This window comes from Propionivibrio sp. (assembly GCF_049316945.1).
Lineage (GTDB): Bacteria > Pseudomonadota > Gammaproteobacteria > Burkholderiales > Rhodocyclaceae > Propionivibrio.
The window spans coordinates 39,646-65,980 of the sequence record NZ_JBMOJE010000005.1 but is presented as its reverse complement, the minus strand read 5'-3'; the positions used below and the strand labels follow the sequence as shown (position 1 = coordinate 65,980).

The following is a 26,335-nucleotide window of genomic DNA, read 5'->3' as shown; positions in this document are numbered from 1 at the left end:
CCCGGAGGCGGCCTTGCGTAGTACCTGGGGCTGCTGCTTAGGCCTTGAACTTGGCTTCGAGATCGTCGCGGATGGCTGACAGCTTGGCAGGCAACTTGGCGCCCATCTTGCCGAACCATTCCTTGACGCCTTCAAGCTCTCCCAGCCAGGTTTGCTTGTCGAGGCTGGTGACATTGGCAAACTGCGCCTTGGAGAAATCAGCTCCGGTCCAGTCCATGTCTTCGTAGTTGGGCATTACGCCAAGGACGGTTTGCTGGCCAGCAACCTTGCCTTCACAGCGCTCGATGATCCACTTGAGAACGCGAGCGTTGTCACCGAAGCCAGGCCATGCGAAGCCGCCCTTTTCGTCGGTGCGGAACCAGTTGACCACGAAAATCGGCACTTGCTTGTCGGCAACGGAGCCCATCTTCAGCCAGTGGCTGTAATAGTCGGCCATGTTGTAGCCACAGAACGGCAGCATGGCAAACGGGTCGCGACGGACAACGCCTTGCTGGCCAAAAGCGGCAGCAGTCGTTTCGGAACCAAGCGTGGCCGCAGCGAAAACACCGTGCTCCCAGTCGGCGGTCTGGCAGACCAGCGGCACGGTCGAAGCACGACGGCCACCAAACAGGAAGGCCGAGATCGGTACGCCGTCGGCGTTCGCCCAGTCCTTGTCGATACACGGGCACTGCGAAGCGGGTGCGGTGAAGCGTGAGTTCGGGTGCGCGGCCTTGGTGCCTTTTTCCTTGGCAATTTCCGGCGTCCAGTCATTGCCCTGCCAGTCGATGGCGTGCGCCGGTGCCGGGCCCATGCCTTCCCACCACACATCGCCGTCGTCGGTCAGCGCGACGTTGGTGAAGATGGTGTTTTCGGCCAGCGAGGCCATGGCGTTGAAGTTGGTCTTGTCGTTGGTGCCTGGGGCAACACCGAAGAAGCCGGCTTCCGGGTTGATGGCGTAGAGGCGGGTGACTCCGTTCTTGTCCTTGCGCGGCTTGATCCAGGCAATGTCGTCACCGATGGTGGTGATTTTCCAGCCTGTCATTTCCTTCGGTGGAACGAGCATGGCGAAGTTGGTCTTTCCACAGGCCGAAGGGAAGGCGGCGCCGACGTAATGTTTGTCACCGGCAGGCGATTCGACACCGAGGATGAGCATATGCTCGGCCAGCCAGCCGTCGTCACGCGCCATGTTTGAAGCGATGCGCAGCGCCAGACATTTCTTGCCGAGCAGCGCGTTGCCGCCGTAACCGGAGCCGTAGGACCAGATTTCGCGGGTTTCCGGGTAGTGAACGATGTACTTGACGGTGGGGTTGCACGGCCACTTTGGATCCTTCTGGCCGGCTTCCTTCGGTGCACCGATGGTGTGAACACAGGGCACATACATGCCGTTGGTGCCAAGCACAGGGAAGACATCCTTGCCCATGCGGGTCATGATGCGCATGTTGACTACGACGTAAGCGCTGTCGGTGATCTCAATGCCGATCTGTGCGATCGGGGAGCCAATCGGGCCCATCGAGAAGGGGATAACGTACATGGTACGACCCTTCATGCTGCCCTTGAACACGCCTTTGAGTGTCTCGCGCATCTTGGCCGGGTCTTCCCAGTTGTTGGTTGGGCCGGCGTCTTCTTTCTTTTCGGAGCAGATGTAGGTGCGGTCTTCAACGCGAGCTACGTCGGAAGGGTCGGAAAAGGCCAGGAAAGAATTTTTGCGCTTCTTGAGCTTGATGAAGGTGCCGGCTTCGACCAGATCGTTGCACAGGCGGTCATATTCTTCCTGCGAACCGTCGGCCCATACAACACGGTCAGGAGTGACCAGAGCGGCGATTTCAGCAACCCACTTCTTCAGGCCTTCATGCTTTACATAGTCAGGGGTATTGATGGATATGGTTTGTGTCATGGCAATACTCTCACTCTTTAAAGGACAGTTAAAAAAACAGGTGACCCACACTGTGCGGGGTTTTGAGAAAATGCCCCATTGCATCCAGAACAGGCCGGCAAGCTTTGTATGAACCATAGCGGCTGGTGAAAAGCTTGACCAGCGAATGGGGAGATGGTTCAGTCATGCTTAATGCAGGTATTGCAAAGCTTGGCTGCATAAAATAATACCATAGCTAAATACGGCCATGCTGTCCCGGGGGAATGTAATTCGGGATTGATTTGTTACGGTGCTTCGCGCGATCGCCTATCGAAGCCGCTTCTTTCAGCGACTTGGCGTACTTTCCAACTGTAGTGATCCCTGTCGCCCCGCACACCACCAATCCAGTTATCATTCTGTACACCATGAAGGACGCAGGCTCATTTACTAAAAGCAACGGCAGAACGGCATTGGTTCTTGCGGGTGGTGGCGCGCGTGCGGCCTATCAGGTCGGGGTTCTGCTCGCTATCCGCGATCTGTTGCCCGAAGCCAGCCGGAATCCTTTTTCGATTCTCTGTGGCACCTCGGCCGGCGCCATCAATACAGTTGCTCTGGCCTGCAATTCCGACAACTTTAGCGCTGCTGTCGAAGCGCTGGCAGATGTCTGGCGCAATTTCCGTGCAGGGCAGGTTTATCGCGCTGACCCAGCGGGGATCGCTGCTTCCAGCGTGCGCTGGCTTGGTGCGCTGATGTTTGGCTGGCTATTCAAGCGAACGCCGCGCTCATTGCTCGACAACACGCCATTGCGCCAGTTGCTGGAACAAAAGCTGGACTTTCACAATATCGGCCGATCAATTGCCGGCGGTTCGCTCTATGCCGTCAGTCTAACGGCGTCCGGATATACCTCAGGTCAAAGTGTCAGTTTTTTTCAGGCACGTTCTGATGTGGAGACCTGGGTGCGAACGAATCGCTTCGGCTGTCGCACACAACAGCTCAATATGGATCATTTGATGGCATCAAGCGCCATCCCCTTCATTTTTCCCGCCGTTCATCTGAATCGTGAATATTTCGGTGATGGCTCAATGCGCCAACTGGCACCGATTTCGCCGGCGATTCACCTTGGGGCAGAAAAAGTTCTGGTTATTGCTGCGGGCTGGATGCTGGATAAGGTGGAGCGCGAACGTTCCTCTACCTATCCGACGCTGGCGCAGATTGGCGGTCACGCACTTTCCTCAATTTTAGTCGATAGTCTTGCAGTAGATATCGAGCGAATGCAGCGAATCAACCGCACCTTGTCGGCCATTCCTGATGAGGTGATGCGACTGGGTAACATTCCGCTGCGACCCATTCAGTCACTGGTCATCTCACCCTCGGAGCGGCTCGATTACCTGGCAGCACGCCATGTCAAAGCGCTTCCCTGGCCAGTGCGCTGGTTATTCCGGGGAATTGGTGCTATGAACCGTCGGGGAGGAGCCCTGGCCAGTTATCTGTTGTTTGAACGCTCCTATACCTGCGTTCTGATCGATCTTGGTTACAAGGACACGATGGCTCGTCGTGAGGAAGTCGAGGCTTTTCTTGCCGTCTGAATTTATTTCATGTTATTTCTCAACTATTTATGCTATCTCTTTATTTTTTATTGATTTTATTTAGCCCGATGCTAGACTTGTTCGAAATTGTCTTAACCATGAAATATTGCAGGAGGCTCTTGAGATGTGGATCCGTTTGAAAACAGCATTGCTGTTTGTTGCATTGCTGGGTGTTGGTTTTACGGCGGCTGAAAGCACCCAAGCCGTTGAAAAAAGCAAATCCAAGCATGTCTCACAGAAGCAAAAGGCCAGTTCGGTGGCGCCAAAGAGTAAAGCCGTGCCCGTCGCCAAGAAAAGCAAGCACTCACGCCTGGCTCATAAAAAGTCCTCCAACTTGGCTTTCGCGAGCAATGCATCGCAGTGGCATGAAACGGGCAAGCTGGTCGTGCAATCCGGTTCTGCGCTGGTCATCGACCAGGGAGGCGGAGACGCCCTGTACCAGAAAAACGCCAGCCTTGTGATGCCGATCGCCTCGATCACCAAGCTGATGACGGCCATGGTCGTGCTCGACAGTTCGCCGAGCCTGCAAGCGCCCATCACCATATCGGATGATGATGTGGATTATCTTCGCGGCAGTCGTTCGCGTCTGCACGTGGGTTCGGTAATGACGCGCGAATTCGCCCTGTTACTCGCCCTGATGTCTTCCGAAAATCGCGCGGCTCACTCGCTGGCCCGGCATTATCCGGGAGGGCTGCCAGCTTTTCTGTCCGCGATGAACATCAAGGCGCAATCGCTTGGAATGAGGGACACTCATTTCGAAGACCCGACCGGATTGACCAGCAATAATGTATCTACTGCCCATGATCTGGCGAAGATGGTTGTTGCGGCGCATCGTTACCCGCTGATCAGGGAATTTTCGACCACGTCCGAGGCCACGGTGGACGTTGGCGGGCGTGAGTTGGCCTATCGCAATACGAATCCATTGGTGAAGAACTCGGCTTGGGATGTCGGCCTTTCCAAGACCGGCTACATTCATGAAGCCGGCAAGTGCCTGGTCATGCAGGCGCGCGTTGCCGACCGGCCGGTAGTCATCGTTCTGCTTGATTCTTCAGGCAAACAGACGCGGGTGGGCGATGCCAACCGGATCAAGCGCTGGATGGAATACACCCAGGCTTCGCGTAAACTGCTGACTCATGCCTCACTAGCGAAGGAGGCTGTCCACGTTCCGGGCTGATTCCTGAGATTGTGCCCATGAAAAAAGCCACGGCATCCGTGGCTTTTTTCTTTTCGGGCAAGCTACCTTGTACGTGGCTGGCGATAGCCCAGGGCGCGTGAAATCTCTTCGGCGGCGCCCTTGATTTGAGCCGCCCATACCGGATTGTGTCGATCCGTTGGTGCCGAGATGGAAAGCCCGGCGACGATCGATCCTTCGTCATTGCGGATTGGCGAAGCGACACAGCGCAGCCCAATTTCTGCTTCTTCGTTGTCGTAGGCCAGATCGTGCCGACGAATTTTGTCGAGTTCTTTTTCCAGCGTATCCAGTTTGGTCAGCGAATGCGGTGTCTTGCCCGGCAGGCCGGTGCGTTTGGCGTAGGCACGAACCTCCGCGACGCTCTCGGCGGCGAGAAACAGCTTGCCCAGCGAGGTCAGGTGCAAGGCCGCTCGGCCCCCGACCAGATAGACGACGCGCACCAGGGAGCGACCGCCTGAGGTGCGTTCGACATAGATGATTTCGTCTCCATCGCGAATGCCAAGATTGACTGCTTCACCAATCGTTTCGTGCAGGTTCTGCATGATGGGCAGGGCAACTTCGCGTATGTTGATGCGCGCCTTGACGATATTGCCAAGTTCCAGCAGGCGAATGCCGAGCGCGTAGGTGCTGGAATCGTGTCGTTCCACAAGGCGTGAATGGGTCATCGCCGCCAGAATGCGGTGTGCCGTCGATGGGTGCAACCCGGTGGCTTGCGACAGCATCTTGAGTGTTGCCGGTTCCGGGGTGTTGGCCAGCACATCGAGCAGTGACATCATGCGATCGATGACCTGAATCGACCCCTTGGCTTGCTGTTGTTGAGCCATCAGCTTCCTGTCGGACCTTTCGTTTTGCCCTGTAGCGGAATATTATTCGTCGTTTTGCCTGAAATGTCATTTTATTGCTTGCTGCGCATTGTGCGCCAAACAGCAGGAAAACAGCAGGAAATTACTCCCAAGCCAAAGGAATGCGATGTTACAAATTGACGAGCCGCTTGCCATCCCACTGTGGATCAATGGTCATGCTTATCTCACGATGGCTCCGGCCTTTCTGGATGTCCGTAACCCGGCAAGTGGAGTGGTGTTGCGGCGCACACCACTCTGCGGTGCCGGTGAGGCGCTGAAGGCGGTCGAGTCGGCACAGGCCGCGCTGGCGCCGTGGGCGGCACGGGCCGCAACAGAGCGCGCCGCCTTGCTCGCTGCTGCAGGTGAAGCGTTGTCAGGGTATGCCGGCCATTTTTCCAAATTGATTGTTGAAGAATCAGGAAAGGACGCAGCAGCTGCCGATGCCGAGGTGGCTGAGGCCGTGGCGCTGCTGCGTGCAGCGGTGGCCGGTAATGCTTCGGGCGTGGTGGGCATTGTCGGTGATGTCACCTCGCCCCTGCTCGGTTCTTTGCGGATCGCCGTCCCCGCTTTGTTGGCCGGTGCCGTCGTCGTTATCCGGCCGAGCCCGGAAACGCCATCGTCGATCTTTGCGCTGGCCGAACTGACCGGGCGTTGCGGTTTTCCGGGCGGGGTCTTCAATATCCTGCATGGCGGCGAGGCGGCGGTGGAAGGGCTGCAATCTGCTGTCGGCGCCAGCCTGCTTTTCTCCTGACGGGCATGGCTTTGAAAGGCACACAAAATTATGAAAGTCTTGCCCGTTTCCCTCACCCCCGACCCCTCTCCCAGAGGGCGAGGGGAGGTTCGAGAGTCGCTTGCGCGACTTTCACGGTAACCGTGCCGCTATAATCAGCGGACACCTATTTGAAGTGAGGCGGTTATGGAGCTGACTTGTCGCGAGATCGGCGCGGTGCGCGTGGTGGCGGTTCAGGGGCGTATTGATCATGCGCATGCCGCGGACTTTCAGCAGGCGCTTACACCGTATCTGATAGATTGCAGCGCGCAGGGCAGCCCTCTTGTGCTCGACTTCGGCGGCGTCGATTACGTCAGCAGCATCGGCTTGCGCGCCCTGATGCTCGCCGCCAAGCAGGTCAAGGCGCAACAAGGCAGGATCGCCATTGCGGCACTGACGCCCGTGGTTGCCGAAGTGTTTCAGATCAGCCGCTTCAATCTGGTTTTCAGCGTTTTCGAGAAAGTAGAAGCCGCTGCGACCGAGTTGGCCAAATGAAAATCCGCTTCTGGGGAACGCGCGGGTCGATCCCGGTTTCGATGACCACGGCAGACATTCGCGCCAAGCTGATCAAGGCCCTGGAAGGTGCGCGTGACCGGCGTTTCGATCATCGTGCCGATATCGAAGCCTACATCGATGGCCTCGGTTTTGACATTGCCGGGACCTACGGCGGGCATTCAAGTTGCGTACAGATCGAGACCGGCGGCCATGAGCATGTCGTTCTGGACATGGGCAGTGGTGCACGTCCGTTCGGGCAGCACATGATCGAACGCTTCGGTCCGGGCCAGCCGCAGACTTACCACATTTTCATGTCGCATCTGCACTGGGACCACATCATGGGGTTCCCGTTTTTTACGCCGATCTACATTCCCGGCAATCGCATCGTGGTGCACTCCTGTCATGCCAACGTCGAGCATGCTTTCCGCCGCCAGCAACGCGGGCCGTCGTTTCCGGTCGATTTCCAGCAATTGGGCGCCGAGATCAGTTTCGACGTCTTGCAGCCGGACACACCTTATTCGATTGCCGGCTTGACGCTTCGCGCCAAACTTCAGCGCCATGCCGGTGATTCCTACGGCTGGCGGTTCGAGAAGGACGGCAAGAGCGTCATCTATTCGACCGACTCCGAGCACAAGCTTGAAGACGAAGCGGAATGCGCCGGTTTTGTCCGTTTCTTCGAGTACGCCGATGCCGTGATTTTCGATGCCATGTACTCGCTGGCCGATGCCATTTCGGTGAAGGCCGACTGGGGGCATTCGAGCAACATCGTCGGCGTCGAACTGTGTCAGATGGCCCGAGCGCAGCGGCTGGTCATGTTCCACCATGAGCCGGCTTACGACGATGGGCGCATTCAGCAAGTGCTGGAGGAGACTCGCCGCTTCGAGGAAATAACGCGTGACGGGCATGCGGTGGAGGTTCTTTCCGCCTGGGATGGGTTGGAACTGACGCTTTGAGACTGCTGATCGCCCGGATGAAGAAAATCTTCCTGGCCGGGCAAGGCCGCCCAGCGGCGGCGGGAATCCTTCTCTGGATGCTCTTTGCCAGCCTGATCAGCGAAGCCGATCTGCCGGCGTGGTGGAGCGAGTCGCTACCCGGTCAGGCGATGGAAATGGCCGCCCACCCTTTCAAGACCGGACGCCAGTTCCTGTTCGACGGCTATCAGCGGGCCTTTCCGCGCCAGCCGGTGTTGCAGCCGGTCACCGTCGTCGCCATCGATGAACAAAGCCTGAAGCAGATCGGTCAGTGGCCGTGGCCGCGCAACCGGCTGGCCGATCTGATCGATGCCATCGGCAAACTCCAGCCCGCCGCCATCGGCCTTGACATGTATATGCCGGAGGTCGATCAGACGTCGCCCGATCGCGTTGCCGCCAATCTGCCGCCGGAGCAGGCGGAATTGGCGCGCGCCCTGGCACGCTTGCCGAGCCATGAGACCCGGCTGGCGCAGTCGCTGCACGCCGTGCCCAGCGTGCTCGGGGCGACCGGTTTTGATTTTTCAACGTACAGCACCAGCTCGGGGATGCGCTCGGTTCCGCTCAGCGCGCACGGTGGTGATCCGCTGCCCTGGCTGAAAAACTACCCCTTTGTACTGGCCAGCCTGCCCGAGTTACAGGCGGCGGCACACGGGCAGGCGATGCTGTCATTCTCGCGCTACGAAGGCGGTGTTGTTCGCCGTGTGCCGCTGGTGCTGGCGGTCAACGATCAAGCGGTACCCGGCATGGCCATCGAAATGCTGCGCGTGGCCAGTGGCTCGTCAGCCATTGAAATGGAGGTCGGCAACCAGGGCATCGACGCCGTACAGGTTGCCGAGTTTCGGGTGCCGACGCAGAGCGATGGCGAAGTGTGGCTGCATTTCGCGCGCTTCAAGACCTCAAAACCACGCACCCTGTCAGCCGCCGACGTGCTGGCCGGCAAGGCCGACCCTGACCGGATTGCAGGGAAGCTGGTATTGGTCGGGCTGACCGGCTCGGGTTTGGTGGACATGCGCATGACCCCCCTGGGCGATCTGGTGCCGGGGGTCGAGATCCAGGCGCAACTGATCGAGAGCTTCTTCGATGGCCGCTTCATCCTGCGGCCGTGGTGGATGAAGTGGCTGGAAACCGCCATGATGGGATTGATCGGCCTGATCATGATCTGGTCCATCCCGCGCACCGAGGGCAAGGTCGCCGAGGTGCTGAAGAAGTCGCCGCATGCGCCAACGTGGGCGGTGCTGGGCTTGAATGCCCTGATCATTTCGGTCGGCTACCTGGTGTTCTACAGCACCGGGCTGATGTTCGATTCGGCTTCGACCTTCATCGGTCTGTCCAGTGTTCTGGGCAGCCTCATTTCCAGCGCGATGATCGAGATCGACCGGCAGACGCGGCTGATCGAGGCCGACCGTCAGCGCTTGCGCGAGAACGAAGCGCGCATGGCTGGCGAAATGGCGGCAGCGCGTCGAATCCAGCTCGGTTCGTTGCCCGATCCGGTACGGGTCTTTGCCGGCGAGCAGCGCTTCGAACTGGCGACGTATCTTGAGCCGGCGCGTGACGTGGGCGGCGATCTCTACGATTTCTTCATGATCGATGCGCGACGTCTGTGCTTCGTCGTCGGCGACGTATCCGGCAAGGGCGTCCCGGCCAGCCTGTTCATGGCCATCGCCAAGACGCTGACCAAGAGCATCAGCCTGCTTGTCGATGAAGGCCTTGGCACCATTGTCACGCTGGCCAACAAGGAACTGGCGCGCGAGAACGCCGAACTGCTGTTCGTCACGCTATTGATCGGCGTTCTCGATGTCGAGAGCGGCGAATTGTCGCTGGTCAATGCCGGTCATGATGGGCCATGGCGTATCGCCGTCGACGGCAGCAGCGAGCAGATCGGGGGCCCGCCGGGTGCCGGCGGGCCGCCACTTTGTGTTATTGACGATTTCGAATACGTCGCACAGTCTGTGCGCTTGTCACCGGGCGATACGCTGTGCCTGATTACCGATGGCATTACCGAAGCCTTCAACAGCGGCCACGAAGCCTACGGCAAGGAACGCCTGCTTGACGTGCTGAAAGCGGCTTCGCCTGGAGGGAATCCAACAGAAATCGTGCAGCGGGTGAAAGACGACCTCGCCGCTTTCGTCGGCGCGGCCCTGGCATCCGATGACATGACGCTGCTGGTGTTGCGCTGGGGCGGTCTGGGCAGGAGTTAATAAGGAAGTGCGATCCACCAAGTCACCAAGATCACCAAGTTACACCAAGGAAAGCACTCGAATTTCTTGGTGTAACTTGGTGTCCTTTGTGGCTCTGCACTTCCTTTGGTCGTCTTGGTGGTGAGGCTTTTGACTTGGCTTTTCAACAAACTCAGCGCAGGTTGATCTCCACTCTCCGGTTCGCTGCTTCCTCAACTTCATCGGCAGTTGCTACGAGCGGTTCGCGTTCGCCACGCCCCGCCACTTCCATCACTGCCTGAATCCCGGCTTCTTGCAGCAAACTCCTGACGGCCTCCGCCCGCTTTAGCGAGAGGGCGTCGTTGGCCTCAAGGTTGCCGACGCGGTCGGTGTGACCAATGACCGAAATTTCAGGTGCCGGGCGACTGGCGATGGTGGTCTTCAGTTGTTCGAAAACCGGTTTCGACTCGGGCGTCAGTTCCTGCGCCGAGCCGGAAACGAAATTGACCGTGAAGGAAACGGGTCGCGGTGGCCGGGCATCGAGCAGGGCACCGTAGCGGGCATGCACGCTGGCGGGGTCCTCGTTGCGCGCGGCAATGTTGCCCTTGGCATCGATCTCCGAGGCGGCATAGGCCTTGTCGAGAACTTGCGTGCTGGCGCTGCTGTGCACAACGACCTGGCCGACCTTGCCGTCGGCATCGGGAAGCAAAATAACGCGGTCGGGAGGAGGGGACATCTGGCTGAGCAGGATGGCAAGCGCCGCAACAACAGGAATCACCAATGGCGTCATGTCAGTTCTCTCCTTTGCGGTCGCCGGCTTCGATGATGAATTCCGTTCCGCGCACCCCGAGCGAAACCGACGGCGTATTGAAAACGACATTGTCGGGCGAAGCCTTGGCGATCTTGCCGGAAACGACCGCCAGCGTGCCGCGCTTGACCGTGGCATCGACAGCCCCGGCGTGGGTCGTGGAATCGAAGGTGAAGCGGTTGAGCACCAGCGTCGAATTGGGCCCGGCCGAAAGCAGCGTGTTGTCGCGCAGGGTGAGTCCGATCGAACTCTCCGGTCCGGTCAGGATGCGGTCGCTGACCAGCACCTTGCCGCCAACGGCCGCCGGGGTTTTCTGCCCGGCGCGCTCGATGCTGGCGCTTCCCTTGAGCGTTTTGATGGTACCGGCTTCGTCCGCAGCCAAGGCGCTGCCGCAGACGGCCAGCAGTCCGACGGCGGCAAGAATCGTTAATTTTCGGGTAGACGCTCTGCCGTTTCTCATTTACCTTGCTCCTTCAAAATTAGATTCCTCAACCGACTGAACGACCATGGCGCGACCGTCCCAAACATTTCCAGCCAGTCTCGATGCGCTGCCCCTGGTACTGGCCTGCGTCGACGAATGTCGGGAGGGCGTTGACGCTGACACCTTAATGCGTGCCCGAATTGCCGTCGAGGAATTATTCATGAATTTCGTCTGCCACGGTGGCGCGCAAGGAAACTCCTTGCAGGCCTGGCTGGAGGTGCGCTGCGATTCCGGCCGATTGAACGTGAGCTTCGAAGATTCGGCCGCGCCCTTTGATCCCTTTGCCGATCTGGTGCATGCCTCTGAAGGGCTGGATCAGCCGCTGGAATTGCGTTCTGAGGGCGGGGTCGGCCGTTTGCTGATCAAGCAGTTGGCCGATTCGGCGTGCTATTCGCGCAGCGACGGGCGCAACTGCATCGAGCTGGTATTCTCGCCTCGCACGCAGATGGAACAATCAACTGCTCTGTGATCCGCATAAATAGGCGATCTACGGAGTATCAAGCTGAAGAGTCAATGAATACGTTACTCTTCAGGTATGTCTTCTGCAGATCGCCTATCCATGCGGGCTACAGCCATTCGGCTTGCAACTAATCACTTCAGTTTATGATTCCCTCTTGTATGAATTTTAAAGGCCAGGAAAATGCTCGATGAACTGATCTCCCGCGCTACTCTCGAAGAACTTGCCGGCAGCACGGCATTCCAGCGTGGCGAAGCATATTTTTCTGAGGGCGCGGTCGGATGCCTGAGTGTTGCGGAGGACAAAGCCACTGCCAGCGTGAAAGGCAGCGAAACCTATCAAGTCGAACTGTGGGTTGACGACGGCGATCTGGCCCGCGACTGCACTTGCCCACGTGCCGCCGATGGCTATTTCTGCAAGCATTGTGTCGCGCTCGGATTGGCGGTGATCGCCGAAAATTCTGCTGCAGCACCCGGCCAGCAGGATCTGCGTGATCCATGGCGGGACATCACTGACTATCTGTCCACGCTAACCCAGGATTCCTTGATCGAGCAGTTGCTGGATGTCGCTCGGCGCGATGACCGGCTCTACCAGTCCTTGTTGCTCAGGGCCGAGCAAACCACAGGAGGCGGCGACGTGGCCAAGGCTTTCCGTCGGGCCATCGACCACGTGGCGCAGGTCGACGGTTATGTTGAATGGCGTGAGGCTCGCACTTTCGCCGGCAATATCGATGAGGTGGTCGATTCGCTGGCGGAATTGCTGAAGCCCGATACGGCCGCCATCCTGGTGGAACTGGCCGAATACGCCGTCGAACAGTTGGAAGCTTCGCTGGAATATGTTGATGACTCGAATGGCGAAATCGGCGGCATCATTTGCCGACTGGGCGAATTGCATGTGCAGGCGTGCAGCATGGCGCGCCCCGATCCGGCCGACTTGGCCGAACGCCTTTTCGAACTGGAGACAACTCTGCCCTTCGGCGTTTGCAGCTTCGATGTCAAAACCTATCACGACGCCCTCGGAAAGGAAGGACTGCAGCGCTATCGCGAACTGGCGGAAGCCGAGTGGCGCAAGCTGAAACCACGCGACGCGAAGGACAGCTACGATTACCAGCGGGCGAAGATTACCGGCATCATGGAGCAACTGGCCGAGGTCAGCGGCGACGTCGAGGAACTGGTGGCGATCAAGTCGCAGGATCTCACCCTGGGCTATCACTATCTTGAAATCGCCGAAATCTGGACCAAAGCGGGGCAGCCGGACAAGGCGCTGGAGTGGGCGGAACGCGGCTTGCAGGCATTCCCCGAGCGTCCCGATAACCGACTGCGCGATTTTCTGGTGGCGGCTTATCTTGAGCGCAAACGCAATGACGAGGCGCTGCAATTGACCTGGGTCCAGTTCGAGGAACGGCCCAGTCTCGAACTCTACAAGAAGCTGCAGGCAGTGGCTGTCCAACTTGGTCTCTGGGCTGGGCAGCGAAATCGGGCATTGACCAGGCTTGCCGAAGTCATCGCGCACGCGGCAAGCACCACGAGCCAGTGGAAGCCAAAACCATCGCTGCCCGATTTTTCGCTGCGGATGGAAATAGCGTTATGGGAGGACGATCTTGACGCCGCCTGGTCGGCAGCGCATGAGGGTTTCTGCCATCGCAACCTGCTCATCACGCTGGCCGGAAAACTCGAATCCTTGCGCCCCGAAAATGCCGTCAGCCTCTACCGGCGGGTGGTGCCGCCCATCGTCGAGCAGACGGGTAACGCGGCGTATGAAGAGGCGATCAGGCTGGTGCGCAAGGTGGGCGGGTTGATGCAGGCGCAGAACCAGTCCAGGCAATTTGGTGACTACCTCGGCGAACTGCGCCTGCAGTTCAAACCGAAGCGGAATTTCATCAAGCTGCTGGATGGCGTGGCGCGCTCGACCACCGGCGGGAAATGACCGCCTTTCCCGTTTGTTGTCCCCGACTTCATCCAGTCACCCAGCGTGGGCAGCTTGCGGCGAATATAATGGCCGCACCATGAGCGACCACCATCAACACGACCATAGCCATCACGACCATCATCACCACGCCGACGCCGGGCCGCGCCTGATCTGGGCGCTGCTGCTGACGCTCGGTTTCGCGGTGGTCGAGGCGGTGACCGGTTTCTGGTCCGGATCGCTGGCGCTGCTCGGTGATGCCGGGCATATGGTGACCGATAGCGCCTCGCTCGGCCTGGCGGCTTTTGCCGTCTGGCTGGCCAGGCGTCCTCCCTCGCGCCGCCACACCTACGGCCTGGGCCGTGTCGAAACACTGGCCGCCCTGCTCAATGTCCTGTTCATGGTGCTGGTGGTAGTCGGCATCTCGGTGGCCGCAATAAACCGTTTTCTTGAGCCGGCAACGATCAATGGCGAGGCCGTGACGCTGGTCGCGGTGATCGGGCTGTGCATCAATATCGGCGTCGCCTGGCTGCTGATGCACGGCGAGCAGACGATGAATACGCGCGGCGCCCTGTTGCACGTGGTCGGTGATCTGCTTGGCTCGCTAGCGGCGCTGGTCGCCGGTGCGGTGATTATTTTCACCGGGTGGACGCCCATTGATCCACTGCTCTCGTTGCTTATCTGCTTTCTGGTGCTCGGCTCCAGCCTTCGTCTGTTGCGCGAAGTGTTGCGCGCGCTGCTCGAAGGCGTGCCGGCGCATCTCTCCATCGATCAGATCGGGCAGGCGCTGGCGTCGGTGCCGGGCGTCAGGTCGGTCCATGATCTGCACGTATGGACGCTGTCGTCGAACCGCATCGCGCTATCGGCGCATCTGGTTGTCGATGCCTTCTCGCAGTGGCCGGAGGTTCTTGCCGCAGCGCGGCACGAGCTGGGGCATCAGGGAATCGAACATGTCACCCTGCAGCCCGAGTCCAACGTCCATGCTGTGCGCTGGTCGCCACGCACCACCGATGCCATAGCGCCGATCAACGGCAAGACTGAAAAACAGGCGGGATCTAAATGAGAGTGCTGGTGCAGCGCGTCGCCTCGGCGCGGGTTGAGGTAGAAGGTGAAGTCACCGGTGCCATCGGCCCCGGTTTGCTGCTGCTGGTCGGCGTCGAAGAAGCCGACGGTGAGGCCGATATAGTCTGGCTTTCGGCCAAGCTGACCAAAATGCGCATCTTTCCGGATGCGACCGGGGTGATGAATCGCAGCATCGTCCATGTCGCTGGCGAAGTGCTGGCCGTGAGCCAATTCACCCTCTTCGCCTCGCTCAGGAAAGGCAATCGTCCCTCATGGAGTCGCGCAGCACCGCCGGAAATTTCCCGGCCGCTGTTCGAGCTTTTTGTACGGCAACTGGAGAGCGATCTCGGGCGCAAGGTGCCCACTGGCGTTTTTGGCGCCGACATGCAGGTCCATCTGGTAAACGACGGCCCGGTGACGATTGCCCTCGACTCGCGAAATCCCGAATAAATCAGATAAAGCGCAAGCTAAAACAGCGTTGATCCTGTGAGCCAGGTAGTACGGGCATCTTGCGGCATGATGCCGTGGGAGCCAGTATTTGTGCGCCTCTCAGGGAATGCCGGGTGTGGATGGCCTATTGACGGGTTTGCAGATGGGGGCACAAAGGGGAGCGCTTTGGTTTGTCTTTCTTGCAGAAATTAATGCGCAACTGACCCTCTGTGGTTCTCAGGTGAATTCAAACAGTGAGCGTCTCAGTAATGAAATCGCAACTGAGCAATCAACAGGTCATCACCTTCAACTCGGTACACCATGCGGTGCTCGTCTGTTATGCGGCGTGACCAAAAACCCGATAGCGCATGCTTCAATGCCTCAGGCTTTCCTATGCCCGCGAAAGGTTCGCGTTGTATTTCACGAATCAGCTTGTTTATCCGCTCAACCATCCGCCTGTCTTGCTTTTGCCAGTACAGGTAATCCTCCCATGCCTCCTCAGCAAAAATCAGCTTCACTTTGCCAATTCCCGCTCCACGCCTTTGCCAGAGTTCAGGTGCGCAACCGCCGAGAGCAGACGCTTGGCGTTGGCAGGAGTGCGCAAAAGATAAGCAGTTTCCTCAAGCGCTTTGTAATCTTCGAGCGAGAGCATCACCACCGCTTGATCGCCGTTGCGCGTGATAATCAAAGCTTCGTGGTCGTTACAAACCCGATCCATGGTGCTGGCAAGGTTTGCGCGAACAGTGGTGTAAGTCATGGCATCCATTTTTTGCCTCCAAATATGTACGTATTACTGTACATAACAAACCGCCGTCTGTCCAGCAAAAATCTGCTGAAACGACGCCCAACATGGCGCTTAACCTCACTCCTTTCAGCCGCCGCGCGATCAGTCAAAGGGTCAGCGTCGGTTTGTTTCTCTCGAAAAAATTAATGCGCAACTGACCCATTTAGTCTCTCTGCTTGCAAATCGGAAACCAGGCCAGTTCCGTGAGGCCATCATTTCCCTGAGAAATTGGGTTTGCGCTTTTGCCGGAAGGCGTCGATTCCTTCCTGATAATCTTTGCCGTCGTACACAATCTGGCGCAGGCCCTGAATCCGCTCGAAGAGTTCCGGCGACAGCGCGTGCGCGCTGGTCAGGAGGCGCAACTCTTCCTTCATTACCGAAATGCTCAAGGGTGAATTGACGCAGATTGATGCCGCCATGTCATGAACAAAGGCTTCGATTTCCGAGGCTGGCTTGAGGTAGTTGATGATGCCGAGATTGAGCGCCTGTCCGGCGGGGATCGGCTTGGCGGTGAACAGCATTTCCTTGACCACTGGCAGCGGAATCATGTTCATCATCGTCAGTACGCCAACGAGGTTGTAAGGCACGCCGAGTTTTGCCGGGGTGATGGCGAAAGTCGACTCCGGCGTTGCCACCAGAATGTCGCAAGCCATCGCCACTTCGCAGCCGCCGCCCCACACACCGCCCTCGATGAGCGCAATGACCGGCGCGGGGAACTCCTGGATCGCTCGCACCAGATGGCGCAAGGGATCATTCCAGCCCAGAGGGTCGTGCCCGCTGTTTGGTAATTCGCCGATATCGTGACCCGCCGACCAGACTTTTACACCGGCGGCCGCGCGCAGAATCACGGCACGGATATTCAAGGCGCGGAACCCATCCAGTGCGTCGATGATTTCTCCGATCAACGCCTCACTCAGGGCATTCCGCTTCTCCGTGTTATTCAGAAAGATGATGCCTGTCGAATCCTGCTGTTCAGTTAAAACGAGTGGCATGTTGGCCGTCCTTTCAGATTAATAAAGCGTGACTAATCTCATCCCAGCCACAAGCATAGCAGAGCGAGTTCAAATAAGATTCTGATCCTGATTACGCAGCGCTAGCTGTTCTGCAAGGGAAGCAGGACGGCCATCTTCAGGCACGATGCCGTGCAAACCAATATCCATGCGGTGTTCAGGGCATGCCATGGGTAGATGACCGATCGACGCCCTTGCTAGAGTATGCGTGCAGGACCTTGCATTTAATTACGTATTAGAATATTCTAATGTTCATGAAAACAAATTCTCGCTCCTTCCACTTGCGCACGCTCTCTTTCCTGCTGGCGCTGGTGTCGACCTTCCCTGTGTGGGCACAAGCCTTGCCGACAGTAGTGGTGCAGCCCCATCCAGTGGATTTGACCTTGCCGGTCGAGGCCACCGTCGAAGCGGTGGCGCAGACTACGCTCACCTCTCAGGTTTCCGGTCGCGTGACCGAGATGCGGGTCGACGCCGGGCAGACGGTGAAGAAGGGCGAACTCCTGATGCGCATCGATGCGCGCGAAGCGAGCGAAGTGGCCGCTGGCGCCTCGGCGCAATTCATCAACGCCAGGGCCAATTACGAGCGCTTGAAGAATCTGCGCCAGCAGAATTTCATCAGTGCGGCGGCGCTGGACAAGGCCAGGGCCGATTTCGAAGCGGCGCAGGCGGCACATGGGCAGGCCAGCGTCAGTCTGGGCTATGCCACGGTGACCGCGCCGATTTCAGGGGTTGTTGCTCAACGCCTGATCGAACAGGGGGAAACGGCTGCGCCGGGCAGGCCGCTGCTGACCATCTACGATCCGGACGGCTTGCGCGTAACGGCCAGCATTCCGCAGTACCAGTTGCCGCAGATGCGCGCCGTGAAGCAGGCCAGGGTCGAGTTTCCCGAGCTTGGTAAATGGATCGATGCCAAGGCCGTAACGCTGTTGCCGACGGCTGATGTGGCAACGCACGTCTCGCAGGTGCGCGTGGGTTTGCCGGCAGATATGAAGGATGTGATCCCCGGCATGTTTGCTCGCGTGCATTTTGTCGTCGGCCGCGCGCAACGCATGACCGTGCCGGCCGCTACGGTAGTTCGCCGCGGTGAAGTGGCGGCGGTTTATGTGCAGAACGAGCAGGGGGCATTGTCGCTGCGCCAGTTGCGCCTGGGCGAAACCTCGGCCGGTGGCGAGATCGAGGTGCTGGCCGGTTTGGCGTCCGGTGAGCGTGTCGTGCTCGATCCGGTGAAGGCCGGCATTGCCCTGAAGTCAGCACAGTCTTCGAAGTCTTTGAACTCGGCCGGGAAATAAGCGATGGGTATTTCCGGCCGTATCGCCCGCTACTTCCAGTCCTCGCAGATGACGCCTTTGCTGGCGCTGGTCGCGTTGTTGCTGGGCCTCTTCGCCACCCTCGTTACGCCGCGCGAAGAGGAACCGCAGATCGATGTCACCATGGCCAACGTCATCGTCCCCTTTCCGGGGGCGTCGGCCAAGGATGTCGAGAACCTGGTGGCGACACCGGCCGAGCAGGTGTTCTCGCGCATGTCGGGCATCGAGCATGTGTATTCCGTTTCGCGCCCCGGCATGGCGATCATCACCGTGCAGTTCGATGTCGGCATCAAGTACAACGATGCGATTTTGCGCCTTTACGATACCGTTCATTCCAACAGCGACTGGCTGCCGCCCAATCTGGGCGTGCTCGAGCCGATCATCAAGCCGAAGGGAATCGACGATGTGCCGATCGTCGCGCTGACCTTCTGGACGGCCGATGTCAATCGTTCGGCATTCGACTTGCAGCAGGTGGCGCGTGCGGCCGAAATCGAGCTGAAACGGATCAAGGGCACGCGCGACATATCAACCCTGGGTGGCCCGGATCATGTGATCCGCGTGGTGATGGACAGCGAGCGCATGAACGCCTTTGGCGTGACGCCGCAGGATCTCTCGGCGGCGCTCAAGGTTGGCAATGCCCTGCAATCCTCCGGTAGCCTGGTGGCCGGCAACCGCGAGGTGCTGGTGCAGACCGGTACCTATCTCGAATCGGCGGCCGACGTCCGGCAACTGGTGGTGGCCGTGCGTGGCGATGCCAAAAATCGCAAGCCGGTGTTCATGGGCGATGTGGCCAAGGTCGAGGACGGGCCGGACCAGCCGGGCAAGTACGTCTGGTTTGGCAGCAAGGACGGCGAGTTTCCGGCCGTCACCATGCAGATTTCCAAGAAACCGGGCGTCAATGCCGCCGATGTAGCCAATGGCGTGATCGCCCGTATCGAATCGCTCAAGGGCACGGTGATTCCCGAGGGCGTCGAAGTCACGGTTACGCGCAACTACGGCGAAACTGCGACCGACAAGGCGCAGAAACTGATCGGCAAGCTGATCTTCGCCACCGCTTTTGTCGTCTTGCTGGTCTTTTTTGCCCTTGGCAAGCGCGAGGCGCTGATCGTCGGCGTGGCGGTGACGCTGACGCTGGCCGCAACGCTGTTCGCCTCGTGGGCGTATGGGTTTACGCTCAACCGCGTGTCGCTGTTTGCGCTGATCTTCTCGATCGGCATTCTGGTCGACGACGCGATTGTGGTGGTCGAGAACATTCACCGCTGGCAGACGCTGTATCCGGGCAAGCCGCTGCTTGAAATCATTCCGCTGGCCGTCGATGAGGTCGGCGGGCCGACCATCCTCGCTACCTTCACGGTAATCGCTGCGCTGCTGCCGATGGCCTTTGTCACTGGCCTGATGGGGCCGTACATGAGCCCGATCCCGATCAACTCGTCGATGGGCATGCTTATTTCGCTGGCGGTGGCTTTTGTCGTTACGCCTTGGCTGGCGGCGCGGCTGATGAAGTCGCATCCAGAACATACCGCAGAGCCGCAGAGTCGCAGAGGAAACGCAGAGAAGGGCAATGAGCCAGAACCAGAAGAGCTTTCCTCTGCGTCACCTCTGCGCCTTCGCGCCTCTGCGGTGGATTCTTTTTTCCGTCGCGTCCTCACCCCTTTTCTCGATCAGGAAAAAGGCAGCGCCGCGCGCAAGAAGCTACTGCTGGCCATCGTCCTGCTGATTCTCGGTTCGGTTTCGCTCGCCGTGGTCAAGTTGGTCGTGCTGAAGATGCTGCCGTTCGACAACAAGAGCGAATTCCAGATCATCCTTGATATGCCGGTCGGCACGCCGCTGGAGGATACGGCGCGGGTGTTGCGCGAGATTGGCGCCGAAGTGGCCAAGGTGCCGGAAGTCACCGACTACCAGGCCTATGCCGGCACGGCCAGCCCGATCAATTTCAACGGACTGGTGCGCCAGTACTATCTGCGCGCTGCCCAAGAGTCGGGCGACATTCAGGTCAATCTGGCTGACAAGAAACACCGCACACGCAAGAGTCACGAGATTGCCAGTTCGGTGCGCGACGCCGTCGAGGCCATTGGCCGCAAGGCCGGCGGCAACGCCAAGGTGGTCGAAGTGCCACCCGGCCCGCCGGTCATGTCGCCGATCGTCGCCGAGGTTTACGGGCCGGACTACAAGGGCCAGATCGCCGTCGCCAAGCAGATACGTGCGGTATTCGAGAAAACCCCAGATCTGGTAGCCATCGACGACTCGGTGCAAGCCGACGCCAAGAAGACCGTTCTGCATGTGCTACAAAGCAAGGCGGCGCTGCTTGGCGTGGCACAGAGCGATATCGTCGAAGTGGTGCGCATGGGGCTGACTGGCGAGGATGTGACGCCGGTGCATAACGCCGAGTCGAAATTCGAAGTGCCGGTACGTGTAACGCTGCCGGCCGAGAAGCGAAGCTCGCTCGACGCCCTTCTCAAGCTAAAAGTGCGCTCACGAATGAACGACAACCCGGGCGCCCTGGTGCCGGTTTCAGAACTGGTCGAAGTGCGCGAAATGGAACGTGAGAAGACCATCTACCACAAGGATCTGCTGCCGGTGGTGTATGTTTATGGCGATATGGCCGGCAAGCTCGATTCGCCGCTCTACGGGATGTTCGATGCACGGGGTGAAATTGCCGGCAAGTCGCTTGACCAAGGCGGCACGCTGGGCGAATGGTTCATCCGTCAGCCGGTCGACCCTTACGCCGGTTACAGTCTCAAGTGGGATGGCGAGTGGCAGGTGACGTATGAAACATTCCGCGACATGGGCATCGCCTACGGCGTCGGCCTGATCCTCATCTACCTGCTGGTGGTTGCGCACTTCAAGAGCTATCTGGTGCCGCTGATCATCATGGCGCCGATCCCGCTGACCATCATCGGCGTCATGCCCGCCCATGCGCTGCTCGGATCGCAATACACGGCGACGTCGATGATCGGCATGATCGCGCTGGCCGGCATCATTGTGCGCAATTCGATCCTGCTGGTCGATTTCATCCGTCAGCAGGTGGCCGAGGGAATGGCGTTCAGCGAAGCCATCATCCAGTCCTCTGCCGTACGCGCCAAGCCGATCGCACTGACCGGTCTGGCCGCCATGCTTGGTGCCCTGTTCATTCTCGACGACCCGATTTTCAATGGCTTGGCGATCAGCCTGATCTTCGGTATTTTCGTATCCACCGTGCTTACGCTGGTGGTTATCCCGGTGCTTTATTACGCCGCTTTCAACAAGGAGTACACCTCATGACATGCACTTTTACCACCGACCGCGCCATCCGCATCATGGCCGGAGCGTTCATCCTGATCTCGCTCGCCCTCGGCGTCGACGGCAGTCCGCTCTTCGTCTCGAAAAACTTCCTGTGGTTCACCGCCTTCGTCGGCGCCAATCTTTTCCAGAGCGGCTTTACCCGCTTTTGCCCGGCCGAGTCGATCATGGTCAAACTGGGCTTGAAACGGGGCGACAGCGGGAACGGCGGCACTTCATGCGGTCGCTGAACTGAGGAAACTCATTCCTTGAACGGTATTTCAGGCGCACTTCGGTGCGCCTTTTTCTTGTTAAACTGATTCGCTCATCAGGCCAGACAATAAGGAAGTGCAATGAAAGTCGGATTCATCGGTTTAGGCATCATGGGGCGCCCGATGGCGCTCAATCTGTTAAAGGGCGGGCATGAAGTCACCGTCTGGGCGCGTCGCGCCGAGTCGATGCAGCCGTTGCTTGATGCCGGCGCCAAGGGCGCGGCCAGCCCGGCCGAGGTGGCGGCGGCGGTCGAGGTGGCCATTTCGATGGTCGCCGATGCACCCGACGTGCGCGAGGTGATGCTTGGCGAGAAGGGTGTCAGCAAGGCCGCGCAAGTGGGGCTGGTCGCCGTCGACATGAGCACCATTCTGCCGGCAGCCGCGCGCCAGATTGCAGCCGATCTGGCGGCCCTGGGCGTGGACTTCCTCGATGCGCCAGTTTCGGGCGGGGAAGTCGGCGCCATTGCCGGCAACCTGTCGATCATGGTCGGTGGCAGCGTTGCCGCTTTTGAAAAGGTCAAGCCGGCGTTCGCGTGCATGGGCAAGAACATCGTTCATGTCGGTGATTCCGGTGCCGGGCAGGTGGCCAAGGCGGCCAACCAGATAATCACCGGCGTCGGCGTGCTGACGGTCGCCGAAGCGCTCAACTTCGCCCGCAAGAACGGCGTGGATCCGGCCAAAGTGCGCGAGGCGCTGCTCGGCGGCTTTGCCTATTCGAAAATCCTGGAGAACCATGGCCAGCGAATGCTCGACCGCAACTTCAAGCCGGGTTTCAAGTCGTGGATGCATCAGAAGGATATGAATATCGTGATGCAGAGTGCGCATGAACTCGGCCTTTGTTTGCCGGCGACTTCAGCGGCAGCGCAAATGTTCAATGCCATGGTCGGCAGCGGCATGGGCGAGGAAGATTCTGTTGCAATGCTCAAACTGCTCGAAAGCCTTTCCGGCGGGGAAACTTGATGCCGGACTTGCGACGGGTGCTTCCCGGACTGAGCGGATTGGCTGCCCGATGGGGCTGAACCTGATTCGCGCCGGATGCGCGGCGGTATTACTTGCCGCCCTGCTCTCCGGCTGCACGGCGCGATTACAAAAACCCGAGATCAGTCTGGCGGGCATTGATCTCGTCGGGCTGGGGCTGGTTGAGCAGCATTTCGTGCTGAAACTTCGCATCCGGAATCCGAATGACGTCGATTTGCCGGTCAATACGCTGAACGTTGATGTCGAGCTTAATGGCCGGCCCTTCGCCAAAGGGGCTTCCGAAAAACCGGTGATCGTGCCGCGCCAGGGGGAGGCCGTACTCGAAGTGAAAACGGTGAGTCGCTTGGGTAACGTTCTCAAGCCATTGCGTGAAGCGCAAAAGGATGGGAGTAACCGGATTGGCTACCGGGTGTCTGGAAGCGTCGAACTGGAAGGTGCTGGCAACGTCCCGTTCGAACGATTGGGCGATGTGCCGTTGTCGGCACTGGATAAGCTTGCGCCGAAATAGGGGGCAGGCGAAGTCAAGGGCAGCAGCTACCGCGGTCGCAAAGGGTCAAGCAGGGATGAAAGGCCGTTGTGGTCAAGTTCGTGCATCAGCGCCAGTAGCTTGCCCAACTCTCCGGGCGGAAAACCCTCGCGGGCAAACCAGTTGAGGTACTGACCGGGCAAATCCGCGATCAATCGGCCTTTGTACTTGCCGTAGGGCATGGTGCGGCTGACCAGCAGTAGCAAGCTTTCCTGATGCATTTGTTGGCGCGGCCCGTGAGTATGCGAGCAGGATGATTATTTCTTGCTCATTTCCTCTATGGCCCGACGCATCTCGGCGTCAAGAACGCCCGTATCCGTGCCATAACAGCTAAGCACCTGGATTTCTTCGATGACAGGCAGGTCCGAGTCGGGCTGGTTTGCTCCTGATGTGCCGGTACCGAAATGCTGAGCTTTCCCTCGCGCCAGCATCAACTCCTGGTCGGTCAGCCCGGTTTGTACTCCGGACGGAACTTCGGCTCCGAGTTCAATCAGCACTTTGACGACCTCGGTCTTGCCACCACGAATGGCCATCGACAAGGGTGACTTCGGTTCCCGATTGTCGGCAATGTTAACTTTTGCACCACGGATAGCCAGTTCGCGAACAATTTCGGCGTGGCCCATGAAACAGGCCATTGCCAGCGGAAGGCCCGGGTCACCCGGGCCGTCAAGCAATTCGACTTGAGCGCCGGCTTCAAGCGCGGCAACAACTTCAGTCAGAAGGCCCGTGCGAATCGCTTTGATCAGGTCGACAGGTGGGCTCACAACAAAATCTCCAGGGAATGGGTGGTGCAAACGAGTCTGCTTGAATAGCATCAGTTGCTGCAGTTCAGAGACAGTACTAGCCGCCAACGGTTCCTTTTTTCGAGGGGTAGCAAAATTTTTCGTGTGAACCGGCGCTCTATCAACGCATCGCTGACTCAGCGTTGAGCGCCAGCGCCTCGGCGACCTTGATGCCGTCGATGCCGGCCGAAAGGATGCCTCCGGCGTAACCGGCGCCTTCGCCGGCCGGGTACAGGCCCTTTACGTTCAGACTTTGGCAATCCTCTCCGCGCGTGATGCGCAGCGGTGATGAGGTGCGCGTCTCGACGCCGGTGAGCACCGCATCGGCCATGTCGAAGCCCTTGATCTGGCGACCAAAGGCCGGCAGCGCTTCGCGTATGGCGTCGATGGCGTAGTCTGGGAGCGCGGTAGCGAGATCGGACAGATGCACGCCGGGCTGGTACGAAGGGATAACCGATCCAAGCCGGGTTGACGGGCGTCCAGCGAGGAAGTCGCCGACCAGTTGGGCCGGTGCTTCGTAGTTGCCGCCGCCCAGTTTGAAGGCGTGGCTTTCAAGTTGGCGCTGCAGGGCGATACCCGACAATGCGGCCAGAGGGTTGCCAACAGCGCCGCCGGGATAATCTGCCGGGGTGATGCCGACGACGATGCCGGCGTTGGCGTTACGTTCGGCACGTGAATACTGGCTCATGCCATTGGTCACCACACAGTTCAGTTCAGAGGTGGCAGCCACCACCTGACCGCCGGGGCACATGCAGAAGCTATAGACCGAGCGACCGTTGGCCGCATGATGAACCAGCTTGTAGTCGGCCGCGCCGAGCAGCGGGTTGCCGGCGTTGGCGCCGAGGCGTGCGCGGTCGATCAGCGACTGCGGGTGCTCGATGCGAAAGCCGACCGAAAAGGGCTTGGCCTCCATGAAAACGCCGGTTGCGTGCAGCATCTCGAAGGTGTCGCGCGCACTGTGGCCGAGCGCCAGAACGACCTGGCGGGCCTCGATTTCCTCGCCGCTCGCCAACTGCACGCCACGCACCTGGCCGTGTTCGATGTGCAGGCCAGTGACACGGCTCTGGAAGCGGATCTCGCCGCCGAGCGACTCGATTTCGCGACGCATGTGTTCAACCATGCTGACCAGGCGGAAGGTGCCGATATGCGGTTTGGCGACGTAGAGGATTTCCTCTGGTGCACCGGCCTTGACGAATTCGGTCAGCACCTTGCGCCCGAGGTGGCGCGGATCCTTGACCTGGCTGTACAACTTGCCATCGGAGAAGGTGCCGGCGCCACCTTCGCCGAACTGCACGTTCGATTCCGGGTCGAGCACATTCTTGCGCCACAGTCCCCACGTATCTTTGGTGCGTTCACGCACCGCCTTGCCGCGCTCGAGAACCAGCGGACGAAAGCCCATTTGAGCCAGCACCAGTGCGGCGAAGATTCCAGCCGGACCAAAGCCGACGATCACAGGCCGTGCAGCGAGATGGGCCGGTGCCTGCGTGACGAAGTGGTAACTCGTATCCGGCGTCGGCCCGATCTTTGGATCGTCGGCAAATTTATCGAGTATCGCCGTCTCGGTATCGATTTCAACGTCGACGGTGTAGATGAAAGTCAGCGCACTTTTCTTGCGCGCGTCGTGGCTGCGCTTGAAGACGGTAAGGCTGCGGATGGCCTTTTCAGGGATGCCCAGGCGCATTGCCGCCGCAGTCTGCAGGGCTTCCGGCGGGTGTTCGAGCGGCAGTCGGAGTTCGGTAATGCGGATCATGGAGTCGGTGAAGTCGGCATGCTGTCGATGCAGGGCCGTTCAGCCGACCAGTCGGTCGAGTGCATTGGTCAGTACGGAAGCTTGGGAAGTAAGATCGGCAACGGCGTGACCAAGCCCTTTGATGGGGTAAGCGGCAGCTTCTTGAGTCAACAAAACGAAATCTTCGCCGCCGATGGTCAGGATCGGCATCAGTTCATCAATGATCTCGCCCGCATTGACACTGGCAAGTCGTTGCAGCGGGGCGACCAGACGGGTGCCCAGATCGGAGAGCAGGTTATTTTGCAGGTCGATGACATAAGGGCGATCTCGATGTTTTGACTGCTTCAGAATGTATACGTGATGCCGCATCAGAAACCCCGATACTCGTCGCCGAAAAGTCCTTCACGTTCAACTCGTTCGTTGTAGGCGGCGATAGCGAGGTGGTTTTTTTCCAGCCAGGCGCTGTCACGGCGGCGCTTGATCTCCTGCAGGATGCCTGTTTCGGCTGCCCGGGATAGATTGATGTTCAGTTGGCGTGCGGCTTCGGCAAGCGGTTCACTGATCGAGAGGCTCATTTTCTTTTTGCCGCCTTCACTCAGCAGTGCCAGTGAGAAATAGGTGGCACGGGATTCTTCAGCTAGTTGACGACGCATGGAAACCTCCGTTGGTGGTAAATTGATGCGCATACTTTAGGCGTATCAAAGA

27 protein-coding genes are annotated in these 26,335 nt (G+C 59.1%); 15 read left to right on the top strand and 12 right to left on the bottom strand.

Annotated elements, in window-relative coordinates; genetic code table 11:
* Positions 1–37: 37 nt before the first annotated feature.
* Complete coding sequence (locus ACOYNV_RS02300) at positions 38–1,873, bottom strand: phosphoenolpyruvate carboxykinase (GTP) (RefSeq protein WP_422898116.1); 1,836 nt, start codon at positions 1,871–1,873, stop codon at positions 38–40.
* Between the two features lie 383 nt (positions 1,874–2,256).
* Here ACOYNV_RS02300 and ACOYNV_RS02295 point away from each other — a divergent pair, with 383 nt between their 5' ends.
* Both ACOYNV_RS02295 and pbpG read left to right on the top strand, forming a co-directional pair.
* A complete protein-coding gene (locus ACOYNV_RS02295) occupies positions 2,257–3,417 on the top strand; it encodes a patatin-like phospholipase family protein (RefSeq protein ID WP_422898115.1) in 1,161 nt (386 codons plus the stop codon).
* A 124-nt stretch (positions 3,418–3,541) separates the two neighbouring features.
* Positions 3,542–4,591, top strand: coding sequence for a D-alanyl-D-alanine endopeptidase (gene pbpG, locus ACOYNV_RS02290; protein ID WP_422898114.1), 1,050 nt, complete (start codon positions 3,542–3,544; stop codon positions 4,589–4,591).
* A 62-nt stretch (positions 4,592–4,653) separates the two neighbouring features.
* On the opposite strand, the gene ACOYNV_RS02285 is transcribed toward pbpG, so the two are convergent.
* Positions 4,654–5,433 (bottom strand): IclR family transcriptional regulator, encoded by a 780-nt coding sequence (locus ACOYNV_RS02285; protein ID WP_422898113.1) that lies wholly within the window; start codon positions 5,431–5,433, stop codon positions 4,654–4,656.
* Between the two features lie 145 nt (positions 5,434–5,578).
* On the opposite strand from ACOYNV_RS02285, the gene ACOYNV_RS02280 reads away from it, so the two are divergent.
* The 4 genes from ACOYNV_RS02280 (at position 5,579) to ACOYNV_RS02265 (ending at position 9,884) form a co-directional block, all read left to right on the top strand.
* Entirely contained in the window at positions 5,579–6,202 is a 624-nt protein-coding gene (locus tag ACOYNV_RS02280; protein ID WP_422898112.1) for an aldehyde dehydrogenase family protein, read from the top strand.
* A 165-nt stretch (positions 6,203–6,367) separates the two neighbouring features.
* Complete coding sequence (locus ACOYNV_RS02275) at positions 6,368–6,715, top strand: STAS domain-containing protein (RefSeq protein ID WP_422898111.1); 348 nt, start codon at positions 6,368–6,370, stop codon at positions 6,713–6,715.
* Positions 6,712–7,668 carry an MBL fold metallo-hydrolase gene (locus ACOYNV_RS02270; RefSeq protein ID WP_422898110.1) on the top strand — a complete coding sequence of 319 codons (957 nt, stop codon included), beginning with the start codon at positions 6,712–6,714 and terminating at the stop codon, positions 7,666–7,668. The genes ACOYNV_RS02275 and ACOYNV_RS02270 overlap by 4 nt, the downstream gene beginning before the upstream one ends.
* Positions 7,665–9,884, top strand: a complete 2,220-nt coding sequence (locus ACOYNV_RS02265; RefSeq protein ID WP_422898109.1) for a CHASE2 domain-containing protein — start codon at positions 7,665–7,667, stop codon at positions 9,882–9,884. Before ACOYNV_RS02270 ends, ACOYNV_RS02265 begins: the two co-directional genes overlap by 4 nt.
* A gap of 151 nt (positions 9,885–10,035) precedes the next feature.
* Here the strand turns inward: ACOYNV_RS02265 and ACOYNV_RS02260 are convergent, their stop codons facing one another.
* Together ACOYNV_RS02260 and ACOYNV_RS02255 are read right to left on the bottom strand one after the other, a co-directional pair.
* Positions 10,036–10,632 carry an OmpA family protein gene (locus ACOYNV_RS02260; protein ID WP_422898108.1) on the bottom strand — a complete coding sequence of 199 codons (597 nt, stop codon included), beginning with the start codon at positions 10,630–10,632 and terminating at the stop codon, positions 10,036–10,038.
* Between the two features lies 1 nt (position 10,633).
* Positions 10,634–11,110, bottom strand: a complete 477-nt coding sequence (locus ACOYNV_RS02255) for a FecR family protein (protein ID WP_422898107.1) — start codon at positions 11,108–11,110, stop codon at positions 10,634–10,636.
* A 46-nt stretch (positions 11,111–11,156) separates the two neighbouring features.
* On the opposite strand from ACOYNV_RS02255, the gene ACOYNV_RS02250 reads away from it, so the two are divergent.
* The 4 genes from ACOYNV_RS02250 to dtd all read left to right on the top strand — a co-directional run bounded on the left by ACOYNV_RS02250 (position 11,157) and on the right by dtd (position 15,005).
* Positions 11,157–11,600 carry an ATP-binding protein gene (locus ACOYNV_RS02250; RefSeq protein ID WP_422898106.1) on the top strand — a complete coding sequence of 148 codons (444 nt, stop codon included), beginning with the start codon at positions 11,157–11,159 and terminating at the stop codon, positions 11,598–11,600.
* 171 nt (positions 11,601–11,771) lie between these two features.
* Entirely contained in the window at positions 11,772–13,514 is a 1,743-nt protein-coding gene (locus tag ACOYNV_RS02245) for an SWIM zinc finger family protein (protein ID WP_422898105.1), read from the top strand.
* Positions 13,515–13,593: 79 nt separating this feature from the next.
* Positions 13,594–14,556, top strand: coding sequence for a cation diffusion facilitator family transporter (locus ACOYNV_RS02240; RefSeq protein WP_422898104.1), 963 nt, complete (start codon positions 13,594–13,596; stop codon positions 14,554–14,556).
* Positions 14,553–15,005, top strand: coding sequence for a D-aminoacyl-tRNA deacylase (dtd, locus tag ACOYNV_RS02235; RefSeq protein WP_422898103.1), 453 nt, complete (start codon positions 14,553–14,555; stop codon positions 15,003–15,005). Before ACOYNV_RS02240 ends, dtd begins: the two co-directional genes overlap by 4 nt.
* Positions 15,006–15,247: 242 nt before the next feature.
* Here the strand turns inward: dtd and ACOYNV_RS02230 are convergent, their stop codons facing one another.
* The 3 genes from ACOYNV_RS02230 to scpB form a co-directional block, all read right to left on the bottom strand.
* Entirely contained in the window at positions 15,248–15,502 is a 255-nt protein-coding gene (locus ACOYNV_RS02230) for a Txe/YoeB family addiction module toxin (protein ID WP_422898102.1), read from the bottom strand.
* Positions 15,499–15,750, bottom strand: a complete 252-nt coding sequence (locus ACOYNV_RS02225) for a type II toxin-antitoxin system Phd/YefM family antitoxin (RefSeq protein ID WP_422898101.1) — start codon at positions 15,748–15,750, stop codon at positions 15,499–15,501. The genes ACOYNV_RS02230 and ACOYNV_RS02225 overlap by 4 nt, the downstream gene beginning before the upstream one ends.
* Before the next feature lie 230 nt (positions 15,751–15,980).
* The gene (gene scpB / locus ACOYNV_RS02220; RefSeq protein ID WP_422898100.1) at positions 15,981–16,760 is read right to left on the bottom strand and encodes a methylmalonyl-CoA decarboxylase; all 780 of its coding nucleotides are present in this window, start codon (positions 16,758–16,760) and stop codon (positions 15,981–15,983) included.
* Positions 16,761–17,032: 272 nt separating this feature from the next.
* Between scpB and ACOYNV_RS02215 the strand changes: the two genes are divergently transcribed.
* The 5 genes from ACOYNV_RS02215 to ACOYNV_RS02195 all read left to right on the top strand — a co-directional run bounded on the left by ACOYNV_RS02215 (position 17,033) and on the right by ACOYNV_RS02195 (position 23,101).
* The gene (locus ACOYNV_RS02215; protein WP_422898099.1) at positions 17,033–18,067 is read left to right on the top strand and encodes an efflux RND transporter periplasmic adaptor subunit; all 1,035 of its coding nucleotides are present in this window, start codon (positions 17,033–17,035) and stop codon (positions 18,065–18,067) included.
* A 3-nt stretch (positions 18,068–18,070) separates the two neighbouring features.
* Positions 18,071–21,346, top strand: a complete 3,276-nt coding sequence (locus ACOYNV_RS02210; RefSeq protein ID WP_422898098.1) for an efflux RND transporter permease subunit — start codon at positions 18,071–18,073, stop codon at positions 21,344–21,346.
* On the top strand, positions 21,343–21,594 hold the full coding sequence (locus ACOYNV_RS02205; protein WP_422898097.1) for a YgaP family membrane protein: 252 nt from the start codon (positions 21,343–21,345) through the stop codon (positions 21,592–21,594). Before ACOYNV_RS02210 ends, ACOYNV_RS02205 begins: the two co-directional genes overlap by 4 nt.
* 102 nt (positions 21,595–21,696) lie before the next feature.
* Positions 21,697–22,575, top strand: a complete 879-nt coding sequence (locus ACOYNV_RS02200) for an NAD(P)-dependent oxidoreductase (RefSeq protein ID WP_422898096.1) — start codon at positions 21,697–21,699, stop codon at positions 22,573–22,575.
* Positions 22,529–23,101 carry an LEA type 2 family protein gene (locus ACOYNV_RS02195; RefSeq protein ID WP_422898095.1) on the top strand — a complete coding sequence of 191 codons (573 nt, stop codon included), beginning with the start codon at positions 22,529–22,531 and terminating at the stop codon, positions 23,099–23,101. The genes ACOYNV_RS02200 and ACOYNV_RS02195 overlap by 47 nt, the downstream gene beginning before the upstream one ends.
* 26 nt (positions 23,102–23,127) lie before the next feature.
* Here ACOYNV_RS02195 and ACOYNV_RS02190 read toward each other — a convergent pair whose 3' ends face one another.
* The 5 genes from ACOYNV_RS02190 to ACOYNV_RS02170 form a co-directional block, all read right to left on the bottom strand.
* The gene (locus tag ACOYNV_RS02190; protein WP_422898094.1) at positions 23,128–23,340 is read right to left on the bottom strand and encodes a DUF3820 family protein; all 213 of its coding nucleotides are present in this window, start codon (positions 23,338–23,340) and stop codon (positions 23,128–23,130) included.
* 36 nt (positions 23,341–23,376) lie between these two features.
* Entirely contained in the window at positions 23,377–23,883 is a 507-nt protein-coding gene (locus tag ACOYNV_RS02185) for an ankyrin repeat domain-containing protein (protein WP_422898093.1), read from the bottom strand.
* Between the two features lie 139 nt (positions 23,884–24,022).
* A complete protein-coding gene (locus ACOYNV_RS02180) occupies positions 24,023–25,651 on the bottom strand; it encodes an NAD(P)/FAD-dependent oxidoreductase (RefSeq protein WP_422898092.1) in 1,629 nt (542 codons plus the stop codon).
* Between the two features lie 39 nt (positions 25,652–25,690).
* Positions 25,691–25,999, bottom strand: a complete 309-nt coding sequence (locus ACOYNV_RS02175; protein WP_422898091.1) for a CcdB family protein — start codon at positions 25,997–25,999, stop codon at positions 25,691–25,693.
* Positions 25,999–26,283, bottom strand: a complete 285-nt coding sequence (locus ACOYNV_RS02170) for a type II toxin-antitoxin system CcdA family antitoxin (protein WP_422898090.1) — start codon at positions 26,281–26,283, stop codon at positions 25,999–26,001. The genes ACOYNV_RS02175 and ACOYNV_RS02170 overlap by 1 nt, the downstream gene beginning before the upstream one ends.
* Positions 26,284–26,335 lie beyond the last annotated feature (52 nt).

Bases quoted from the DNA above. Each gene is read 5' to 3' on its own strand.
- ACOYNV_RS02300 (WP_422898116.1), bottom strand. From the start codon at position 1,873: ATGACACAAACCATATCCATCAATACCCCTGACTATGTAAAGCATGAA.
- ACOYNV_RS02295 (WP_422898115.1), top strand. From the start codon at position 2,257: ATGAAGGACGCAGGCTCATTTACTAAAAGCAACGGCAGAACGGCATTG.
- pbpG (WP_422898114.1), top strand. From the start codon at position 3,542: ATGTGGATCCGTTTGAAAACAGCATTGCTGTTTGTTGCATTGCTGGGT.
- ACOYNV_RS02285 (WP_422898113.1), bottom strand. From the start codon at position 5,433: ATGGCTCAACAACAGCAAGCCAAGGGGTCGATTCAGGTCATCGATCGC.
- ACOYNV_RS02280 (WP_422898112.1), top strand. From the start codon at position 5,579: ATGTTACAAATTGACGAGCCGCTTGCCATCCCACTGTGGATCAATGGT.
- ACOYNV_RS02275 (WP_422898111.1), top strand. From the start codon at position 6,368: ATGGAGCTGACTTGTCGCGAGATCGGCGCGGTGCGCGTGGTGGCGGTT.
- ACOYNV_RS02270 (WP_422898110.1), top strand. From the start codon at position 6,712: ATGAAAATCCGCTTCTGGGGAACGCGCGGGTCGATCCCGGTTTCGATG.
- ACOYNV_RS02260 (WP_422898108.1), bottom strand. From the start codon at position 10,632: ATGACGCCATTGGTGATTCCTGTTGTTGCGGCGCTTGCCATCCTGCTC.
- ACOYNV_RS02255 (WP_422898107.1), bottom strand. From the start codon at position 11,110: ATGAGAAACGGCAGAGCGTCTACCCGAAAATTAACGATTCTTGCCGCC.
- ACOYNV_RS02250 (WP_422898106.1), top strand. From the start codon at position 11,157: ATGGCGCGACCGTCCCAAACATTTCCAGCCAGTCTCGATGCGCTGCCC.
- ACOYNV_RS02245 (WP_422898105.1), top strand. From the start codon at position 11,772: ATGCTCGATGAACTGATCTCCCGCGCTACTCTCGAAGAACTTGCCGGC.
- ACOYNV_RS02240 (WP_422898104.1), top strand. From the start codon at position 13,594: ATGAGCGACCACCATCAACACGACCATAGCCATCACGACCATCATCAC.
- dtd (WP_422898103.1), top strand. From the start codon at position 14,553: ATGAGAGTGCTGGTGCAGCGCGTCGCCTCGGCGCGGGTTGAGGTAGAA.
- ACOYNV_RS02225 (WP_422898101.1), bottom strand. From the start codon at position 15,750: ATGGATGCCATGACTTACACCACTGTTCGCGCAAACCTTGCCAGCACC.
- scpB (WP_422898100.1), bottom strand. From the start codon at position 16,760: ATGCCACTCGTTTTAACTGAACAGCAGGATTCGACAGGCATCATCTTT.
- ACOYNV_RS02215 (WP_422898099.1), top strand. From the start codon at position 17,033: ATGAAAACAAATTCTCGCTCCTTCCACTTGCGCACGCTCTCTTTCCTG.
- ACOYNV_RS02210 (WP_422898098.1), top strand. From the start codon at position 18,071: ATGGGTATTTCCGGCCGTATCGCCCGCTACTTCCAGTCCTCGCAGATG.
- ACOYNV_RS02205 (WP_422898097.1), top strand. From the start codon at position 21,343: ATGACATGCACTTTTACCACCGACCGCGCCATCCGCATCATGGCCGGA.
- ACOYNV_RS02200 (WP_422898096.1), top strand. From the start codon at position 21,697: ATGAAAGTCGGATTCATCGGTTTAGGCATCATGGGGCGCCCGATGGCG.
- ACOYNV_RS02190 (WP_422898094.1), bottom strand. From the start codon at position 23,340: ATGCATCAGGAAAGCTTGCTACTGCTGGTCAGCCGCACCATGCCCTAC.
- ACOYNV_RS02180 (WP_422898092.1), bottom strand. From the start codon at position 25,651: ATGATCCGCATTACCGAACTCCGACTGCCGCTCGAACACCCGCCGGAA.
- ACOYNV_RS02175 (WP_422898091.1), bottom strand. From the start codon at position 25,999: ATGCGGCATCACGTATACATTCTGAAGCAGTCAAAACATCGAGATCGC.
- ACOYNV_RS02170 (WP_422898090.1), bottom strand. From the start codon at position 26,283: ATGCGTCGTCAACTAGCTGAAGAATCCCGTGCCACCTATTTCTCACTG.